The 8,650-nt window shown below is 61.1% G+C and carries 10 protein-coding genes; 4 read left to right on the forward strand and 6 right to left on the reverse strand.

Annotation, left to right across the window (positions count from 1 at the left end; all coding sequences use genetic code 11):
• The 4 genes from ACRXB1_RS23420 to ACRXB1_RS23435 form a co-directional block, all read right to left on the reverse strand.
• On the reverse strand, positions 1-909 hold a 909-nt coding region (locus ACRXB1_RS23420; RefSeq protein ID WP_449493373.1), incomplete at its 3' end, for an ABC transporter permease.
• 1 nt (position 910) lies between these two features.
• A complete protein-coding gene (locus ACRXB1_RS23425; RefSeq protein ID WP_375508535.1) occupies positions 911-1,825 on the reverse strand; it encodes an ABC transporter permease in 915 nt (304 codons plus the stop codon).
• 70 nt (positions 1,826-1,895) lie between these two features.
• On the reverse strand, positions 1,896-3,212 hold the full coding sequence (locus tag ACRXB1_RS23430; RefSeq protein WP_062002181.1) for an ABC transporter substrate-binding protein: 1,317 nt from the start codon (positions 3,210-3,212) through the stop codon (positions 1,896-1,898).
• Between the two features lie 64 nt (positions 3,213-3,276).
• Positions 3,277-4,335, reverse strand: coding sequence for an ABC transporter ATP-binding protein (locus ACRXB1_RS23435; protein WP_075360389.1), 1,059 nt, complete (start codon positions 4,333-4,335; stop codon positions 3,277-3,279).
• A gap of 300 nt (positions 4,336-4,635) precedes the next feature.
• Between ACRXB1_RS23435 and ACRXB1_RS23440 the strand changes: the two genes are divergently transcribed.
• The 3 genes from ACRXB1_RS23440 to ACRXB1_RS23450 are packed head-to-tail and all read left to right on the forward strand — an operon-like array spanning position 4,636 to position 6,954.
• Complete coding sequence (locus ACRXB1_RS23440) at positions 4,636-5,613, forward strand: polysaccharide deacetylase family protein (RefSeq protein ID WP_449493374.1); 978 nt, start codon at positions 4,636-4,638, stop codon at positions 5,611-5,613.
• Positions 5,610-6,338 carry a GntR family transcriptional regulator gene (locus ACRXB1_RS23445; protein ID WP_174365236.1) on the forward strand — a complete coding sequence of 243 codons (729 nt, stop codon included), beginning with the start codon at positions 5,610-5,612 and terminating at the stop codon, positions 6,336-6,338. The genes ACRXB1_RS23440 and ACRXB1_RS23445 overlap by 4 nt, the downstream gene beginning before the upstream one ends.
• A 25-nt stretch (positions 6,339-6,363) precedes the next feature.
• On the forward strand, positions 6,364-6,954 hold the full coding sequence (locus ACRXB1_RS23450) for a flavin reductase family protein (RefSeq protein ID WP_075360334.1): 591 nt from the start codon (positions 6,364-6,366) through the stop codon (positions 6,952-6,954).
• 15 nt (positions 6,955-6,969) lie between these two features.
• Here ACRXB1_RS23450 and ACRXB1_RS23455 read toward each other — a convergent pair whose 3' ends face one another.
• Entirely contained in the window at positions 6,970-7,719 is a 750-nt protein-coding gene (locus tag ACRXB1_RS23455; protein WP_449493375.1) for a YoaK family protein, read from the reverse strand.
• Positions 7,720-7,764: 45 nt separating this feature from the next.
• Positions 7,765-8,481 (reverse strand): fumarate/nitrate reduction transcriptional regulator Fnr, encoded by a 717-nt coding sequence (gene fnr / locus ACRXB1_RS23460; RefSeq protein ID WP_449493376.1) that lies wholly within the window; start codon positions 8,479-8,481, stop codon positions 7,765-7,767.
• Here fnr and ACRXB1_RS23465 point away from each other — a divergent pair.
• The coding region (locus ACRXB1_RS23465; RefSeq protein WP_449493377.1) for a hypothetical protein at positions 8,441-8,650 on the forward strand (210 nt) is incomplete at its 3' end. The genes fnr and ACRXB1_RS23465 overlap by 41 nt on opposite strands.

Genomic DNA, 8,650 nt, shown 5'->3' on the forward strand with positions numbered 1-8,650 from the left:
TAGTGCGCGCGAGCGGCGCCGGGCCAGCCAGCGCACCAAGAGCAGCCCGACGATCATCACGGTGAGCGACAACATGGTGGTCATGGTACCGAGCGCGTAGATGACGGGCGTGGTCACGGAAGTCGTCAGGCCCTGCAATTCAAGGGGCAACGTGTTCTGGTCGCCGATTGCCTGCGACGTACGCGCGATCTCGTCCCATGACAGCGTAAAGCCGAACATGCCGACGCCGATCACAGACGGCCCGATGATCGGCAACACCACGTGCCTGAAACTCTGCCAAGGCGAAGCGCCAAGATCGCGCGCCGCTTCCTCATAAGCAGGGTTGAACCGGTTGAAGACGGCGAACATCACGAGCAGACCGAAGGGCAGCGTCCACGTCAGGTGCGCGCCGAGCGCGGACGTGTAAAGGCCCATCGACGTGGTGTAGTTATCGACGAAAGACTCGTGGTCCAGAACGGTGGCGAGATACTTGACGCCGTTATCGAGCAGCCGGAACGTGAGGCCGATCCCCAGCGAGACGATGATCGACGGCATGATCAGGCTTGCCACCGATACATAAAACACAGCGGTATCTCCGCGAAAACGCTTGCGGAATGCAAGTCCCGCCGTCACCGAGAACAGCACGGTCAACACCGTGACCACGGCCGCGAGCCGCACCGAACGCCCGAACGCCGCCCAGATGTCGACGTCTCCAACGCCCTGCCGCAGCACCTCGAACCAATGCAGCGACACGCCGCGCATGGGAAACGTGAGGCCGCCTTCCGGCCCCTGGAACGACAGGATGAAGATGGTTATGACCGGGCCATACAGGAACAGCACGAAAAGCGCGAACACGAGTGCGAGCCAGTAGAAACTCGCGGGCCTGCGTTCACGATGTTTGAGACCGGGTTTGAGACCGCTGGCGGCCATGTCACAGCTCCTTGCGGATATCGACTACACGAGTCAGCGCCCAGACAATCAGAAGCACCACGGCCAGCAGGATGATTGCGTTGGCCGCGGCAGCGGGGAACTGCAGATAGCCGGTCTGCACCTGAATGATCTTTCCCACCGACGCAATCTGCTGCCCGCCCATGACGCCGACGGTCAGGAAATCCCCCATGACGATCGTGATCACGAAGATCGATCCGATCACGATTCCCGTCTTCGACAAGGGCAGCACCACTTCGCGGATGACTTGCCAGCCGCTTGCGCCTGCATCGCGCGCAGCTTCGAGCAGCGAGCGGTCGATGCGCATCATCGCGTTGAAGATGGGGACGATCATGAAGAACGTGTAGAGATGCACGAACGCGAGCACCACGGAAAAGTTCGAGTACAGCAGCCATTCAAGCGGCCGCTCGACCAGATGCGCGCTCACCAATGCCTGGTTGACGAGGCCGTTGCGGCCGAGCAGCGGCATCCATGAAATCATCCGGATCACATTGGAGGTCCAGAACGGTATGGTGCAAACGAGGAACAGCACCGTTTGCATGCCCGATGACCGGACGTGGAATGCAAGGAAATACGCAATCGTGAAGCCGATCAAAAGCGTGACGGTCCATACGATCGCGCAGAACTTGATGGTGGACCAATAGGTCTTGAAGGTCACGCATACATCGGTCATCGACGAACATCCATCGAAGATCGCCGCGTAGTTCTTGAACGTGAACGCCGGGATGATCTGGTATTCGTTGAAGTCCCAGAAGCTCACGATCAGCGTGATGATGAGCGGCACGATGAAAAACAACGCGAAGGTGAGCGTAAGCGGCGTTGCCTGCAGCCATGCGGCGGCTCGCCGGTGTTTCACCGGCGCCTCAAGCGTTTGAACAGGAAGCTCGATCGATGCCATCGCGTGATTACCCATTGTTTGAACTGATCCGGCCGGCTTCATGCAACGCACGCGGCCGGCCCTTGCATACTCAAGCCGCGATGAACTCGTTCCACTTCTGGACCATGTAGATGTTCTCGTCCATCACTGCGTTCCAGCACGCGATCGCTCCCATGCGCTGGTTGTACGAGCCGCCGTCGCGTACCGTGCCGGCCTTCTCGAGCAACTGGCCATCGGGCGCCTTGATGTCCTGCGCAGCGGGCTTGCCTTCCATCCAGTAGTCCCATTCGTACGCCTGCATGTGCGACTTCGCGGTGTCCGTCACGCCCGGGTAATAGCCCTGGCGCATCAGATAGGCGCCCGCCCAGCCGTCCTGGAACCAGTTGATGAACTCGTACGCCGCGTCGAGCTTGCGGCCCTGCAGCGAACGCGGCAGCCCGAAGCCCGATGCCCACGACCTATACCCTTCCTTCAGCGGCTGGAACTTGCAGGCAACGCCCATCGTGCGAACCTTCGTGACGGCCGGCGACCACATCGACTGGATCACGACTTCGCCGGACGCCATCAGGTTCACGCTTTCGTTGAAGTCCTTCCAGAAGGCGCGAAACTGGCCTGCGCGCTTGGCTTCGATCAGGATCTTGATGGTCTGGTCGATCTCGGCCTTGGTCATGTTGCCTTTGTCGCCATACTTCACATGACCCATCGCTTCGATCGCCATTGCCGAATCCATGATGCCGATGGCCGGAATGTTGAGCAGCGCAGCCTTGCCCTTGAACTCGGGATTGAGCAGCTCGGACCAGCTCGTGATCGGGCGCTTGATCAGGTCGGGGCGAATGCCGAGCGTGTCCGCGTTATAGGTGGTGGGGATCAGCGTCATCCATTCAGTGGGCGTCGCGGAGAATTGCGTCGAACGTGCGCCGGTCAGGAACATCACCTTCTTCGGCGCGGTGCCCTGGTCGCCGATCTTCTTGCCGTCGACCTCACCGCGCGTCAGGACGGGCGTGATCTTGTCGGCGAGCTTGATCTTTCTTGCGTCCATGCCGGCAAGCGTGCCGGCGGGAATCAGCTTCTTCAGCGAGAAATATTCGGTGTCGACAATATCGAAGGAATTCGGTTGCGTGATGATGCGCTTGGCGACGTCGTCGGTCGTGACGGGGATGTACTGGATCTGGATGCCGGTGTCCTCCTGAAACTTCTTCGCGATATCCGAACTCTGGTTCACCGCGGTGCCGAGATATCGCAACGTGATCTTTTCCTGCGCGTGCACATACGGGAAGCCCGCAATACCCGCTGCCGCAACCGCTCCCTTGAGCAACGTGCGGCGTGACAGGCCCTGACCCGAACCGAGGCCGGATTCGGCGGGCTCGCTCGTGGTGGTATCGGACGGATGTTCTTTTCGCTCGGTCATTGCAATCTCCCTTGGTGACGTTGTCGTTTCAATGTTCTCGTTCAATGCAACGCAAAGCGGTCTTTCATGCCGCAAATGCATGGGCGTCCTGCTCGTTCCACCAGACCACGACGCGCGCATCGGTGCCAAGGCGCTGCGGGTCGTATTCGTTATCGGGGAGCAGTGAGATGAGTTCGGGCGAACCGTCTAGCGGCGCGAGTGTCATGCGCAAGTGTGTGCCCTGGTATTCGGTTTCGCGGACCGTGCACGGAATCCCGCCGATACGGCTGACCCCGCCGTCGCTGCCCGATGTCTGTACGGGCGTCACGCCGTGAGGCGCGATGCGCAGGTGATCGGCGCGCACGGTGAAAGCGCGGCCGTTTGCGCTCAGCACGTTATGACCGCCCAGGAAACGCGCGACGAATTCGGTGCGTGGCCGGTTGAAGACCTCATGCGGCGAGCCGCTTTGTTCTATGCGTCCATGGCTCATCACCACCACCATGTCGGCCAGCGCCAGCGCTTCTTCTTGCGAATGCGTGACGTGCACGAAGGTGATGCCGAGTTCCTTTTGCCAGCGCTTGAGTTCGGCGCGCATCTGGATGCGCAGGAACGGGTCGAGCGCCGACAAAGGTTCATCGAGCAACAGGCAACGGGGTTCGTTCAGCAATGCACGCGCGAGCGCCACGCGCTGTTGCTGGCCGCCCGATAACTGCGACGGCTTGCGTTCGGCGAATGCACTCATTGCAACGAGTTCGAGCAGTTCGCCTGCACGCTTGCGGCGCGCGTCTTTTGCAACGCCGCGCATCTTCAGACTGAACGCGACGTTATCGAGTGCGGACAGATGGGGAAAGAGCGCGTAGCTCTGGAAGACCATTGCGGTGCCGCGCGTGGCGGGTTGCGCGCGCGTGACGTTGCGCTGGCCAATGAGGATGTCGCCATCGGTGATCGATTCGTGGCCCGCGATCATCCTCAATGTCGATGTCTTGCCGCAGCCGGATGGTCCAAGCAGGCAGCAGTACTGGCCGCCGGGAATGCGCAAGTCGATGGAATCGACCGCGAGCGAATCGCCATATTGCTTCGACACATGAACGAGTTCGATGTCCGCGGCTTCGGTCTTGAGTACGGCAGAAGTGGACTGACTCATATAGACGGACTCATGCGATGCGTTCCCGGGTCGGTGCTGCACAAAAAAGCAAGCGTTGGCTGGCGGGTCGTCAAATGCAAGACACATGCCACTTTGTTCGCAGCGTCTTGAGTTCCATGCAAACCATCGCTGCTATTGAACGTCTACGATATGGCGTGTAAATTGCACACGATTCGAAATCGATCCGTCGGCGATTCAAGACAAGAAACCGCACGATCAAGGTGCGCCGCCGATCCGCTTCGGGGCGCGATCCACCAAAACGGTTCACGCGCAGTACACGCAGTCATCGGGGTTTTGCATATGGACATCATTGGTCATTCCGGCGCGTCACATGGACCCACGTTCGGTCCGCTCGTGACGCATGATCGGTTTCCGTATCGGGCAATCGCCGATACCGATTCGTTTCGATGGCCGGGAGACACCGGACTTGCCGTCTATCTCGGCTTCAATATCGAACACTTTGCGTTTGGGGAAGGACTCGGCGCGGCGCTGGGTCCCGTCTCGCCGCAACCCGATGTGCTCAACTACAGCTGGCGAGAATACGGCAACCGGGTGGGCGTCTGGCGCTGCATGGAACTGTTCGATCAGCTCGACATGCCTTCGGGCACGCTGATCAACACAGCGCTCTATGATCACTGCCCGGATGTCATCGATGCATGTGTTGCACGCGGCGATGAAATCATCGCGCATGGGCATACGAATGCGCATCGTCAGAGCGATCTCGATGAAAACGCCGAGCGCGCGTTGTTGCTTCATTGCCGCGAGCGGATTGCATTGCATTCGGGCACGCCGCCCTCGGGCTGGCTGTCTCCGTGGATCTCGGAGTCGCACCTGACGCCCGATCTGCTTGCGGAATCCGGCTACGGCTACACGCTCAACTGGTGCCACGATGACCGGCCTGTCCGCATGGCGACGCGCGCCGGCTCGCTCTGGTCGATTCCTTATCCGCAAGAACTCAACGACTTGCCGATGATCATCGGCCGTCAACTGGATGCGTGTGCTTTCGCGGACATGATCATCGACCAGTTCGACGAGATGCTTGAGCAAGCGAACAACAGCCGCCACAAGCAGGCGCTCGTGATGGGTATCGCGTTGCATCCCTACCTGGTGGGACAGCCGTACCGGTTGCGTCATCTGCGGCGCGCGCTTCAACATATCGCGGCGGCGCGCGCAAAAGGTGATGTCTGGATGACCACGCCCGGCGCGATCGCGCGTCACATGGACGAGATGGAACGCGCAGGGCTCGCGGGTTCTTCGCGCCTTCAGGCACAAACATGACACCGAAACCCGCGCTGCGCGTCGCAGACAAACCGCCCGGGCGTGACACGCCGCAGGACGTGGACACACGCCTCTATCAGGCGATCTTCGACGGCGTCCTCAATCATCGCCTGACGCCCGGCACCAAGCTGCCGGAGCCGGAGTTGTGCCAGTTGTTCGGCGTTGGCCGCGCGGTCGTGCGGCGCGTGCTGGAGCGCCTCGCGTATGAAGGTATCGTCGCGTTGCGGCCGAACAAGGGTGCGGTGATCGCGGAGCCGTCGCCCGAGGAGACGCGGGAGATTTTCGAGGCCCGGCGTTCACTCGAACGCGTGCTCGTGGAACTCGCGGTGCAACGCGCGAGCGCGCGCGACATTGAAGCGTTGCGCCGCCAGCTTGCCGATGAACACGAAGCCATGCATCGCTTCGACCAGCCTTCGTGGGCGCGTCTTGCCAGCGACTTCCACCTGCGTATTGCAGGACTCGCGGGCAACTCGATCCTGCAGCGCTACTTGAGCGAACTGGTATCGCGATGCTCCCTGATCGTCGGCGTGTACGAGCCTCCGGGCAATGCGCCATGCGAACACGACGAACACGCGGCAATCGTCGATTGCATCGAGGCGCGCGATGCGCCCGGCGCCATCAGCCGCATGGAAGCACATCTTCGCGAGCTCGAAGAGCGCATCGAAACATCACGCATGCAAGGCGAGAAAAGCCTCGGGCAACTGCTCGGCATGGTTCAACCCTGAGCAAGCAAACACCGGACAGTCCATCATGGAAATCGACTTCGAAGCCATTACCGAATATCAGCGTTACAAACTCATGGCTAGCCTGATCGTGCCGCGTCCCATCGCGCTCGTCACCACCTTGAGCGAGACCGGCACGATCAACGCAGCACCGTTCTCGATGTTCAACATGATGGGCGAGGAACCGCCCATTGTGATGATCAGCATCAATCGTCTCGACGATGGATCGCTCAAGGACACCGCCACGAACATTGCGCGCAGCCGCGAGTTTGTCGTGCATCTCAGCGACGAGGCGATGGCCGAGAAGATGCATCGCTGCGGAGAGCGCCTGCCGCCCGATGTCAGCGAGCTCGAAAAAGTCGGGCTCACGCCGGTTGCGAGTTCGCACGTCGCGCCGCCGAGAATCGTAGAGGCGCCGGTGGCGTTCGAATGTACGTTATGGGAGACGTTGGAAACAACGAGCCGGCATATTTTCATCGGTCGGGTTCACAGGCTGCACGCGCGCGACGAACTCATCGATACCGAAACCTGGCGCGTGCGGCTGCAGCATTACTTTCCGGTCGGGCGCTTCGGCGCCAGCGATTATGTGACCACGCGGGATCGCTTCACGCTCGGTTGAGCAGGCGTCAATACGTCAATGCCGCTGGCCAACGAGATCATCGACCAGCGGCACGACCGCGAGCACCACGAGCATTGCGGCGAGCGGTATCGTTGCGATAAAACCGACGTACTTGAATCCCATCGCCCCCGCAATCCCGCCGGTAAAAAACATCCCCAGCAACGACGCCAGCAGCCCAAGCTTCGACCGGTCCGCCTTCACGGCTTTCATGCCGGGTTCATCGGTCGAAGCGTTCCAGTACACGAGCTTGCCAAGCTCGATACCCATATCGGTTACAAGCCCGGTCACGTGCGTGGTGCGGATTTCCGCCTTGGAGATCTTGGTGATCATTGCGTTCTGCAGGCCCATCACAAAGCAGAGCAACGCGACCGTGGCCGGGACGAACAAGATCCGGTCCTGTTCCAGGTTCGCGCCGATCAGCCCAAAGAGCAGCAGCAACGCAGCTTCGAGCAGCAAGGGCAACGCGTATTCGCTTTGCGCTGCGCGCCGCCTGCCCCAGTTGATCATGATCGCGGACGTGGCGGCGCCCGACATGAACGCGACGAGCGAACTGAGGCCCGCGACAACGAGACCCGTCTCGCCGAGCGACAGGTTATCGGCCAGCGCCGACACCACGCCGGACATGTGCGACGTGTACTGGCCGACGGCAAGGAAACCGCCGGCGTTGGCAGCGCCTGCAATGAACGCAAGCCAGCGCCCGAGGCGCCGGTTGCTCTGGTCGGTGCGTTCGGGCCGCGTGAAGCTGCGCAAATAATTCAGGGGCATCGTGTTCCGCCATCGGCATTGCGAGCCGCGATATGACGCGCCCGGTCAGACTTCGGCGAGCCGCTCGCTGTCGACGATCCGGATCTGCTTGCCGTTCGTATCGACGATCCGTTCTTTTTGTAGCTTCGAGAACATCCGGCTCACCGTCTCGAGCTTCAACCCGAGATAGCTGCCAATCTCTTCTCGCGTCATGCGCAGGTTGAACTCTGCCGCCGAATAGCCACGTACCTTCATCCGCGTAGACAAATTCATCAGGAAGGTCGCGACGCGCTGCTCGGCGGTCATCGTGCCCAACATCATCATCAGGCCGGATTCCCTCACGATCTCGCCGCTCATCATCCGGTGGACATGCTGCTGCACGGCTTTGACGTCGTGGCAGAGCTCCTCCAGGAGGTCGAAGGGGATCACGCAAACCTTGCTGTCTTCGAGCGCAATTGCATCGCAGTTCTGTTCGCCTGAGCAGACGCCGTCGAGTCCAAGCGGTTCGCCCGCGATGTGAAAACCCGTGACCTGCTGCTGCCCGTCGCGATGCGTGACCACGGTCTTGAAACAGCCCGTGCGCACGGCGTAAATGCTTTTAAACGCGTCTCCCGTGCGGTACAGCGTCTCGCCGCGCCGCACGAGCCGGGTCGAGCAGACGATCGCATCGAGCCTGTCGAGTTCGGCGCCGGTCAGTTGCGTTGGCATGCAGATCGCGTGCAGGGAGCAGGCGGAGCAGCGGGTGTCGGGGCGCGTAGCGGACGTAGCGGACGTAGCGGACAAAGTGGCGCTGGCTGCGGACCACTGCGACGCGCGGTTAATAGCGGGCGAATTCGATACTGAAGGTGCGCAAGCGGTCGCTGACGTCATGACGTCTCCCGTGAGTGGTTTGCATCGGTGCGGTGCGCGGCGGCTGGCGGGGCGTGCCTATGGTGCGCGCAGCGGGTGCGGA

Source organism: Caballeronia sp. M23-90, assembly GCF_053574605.1.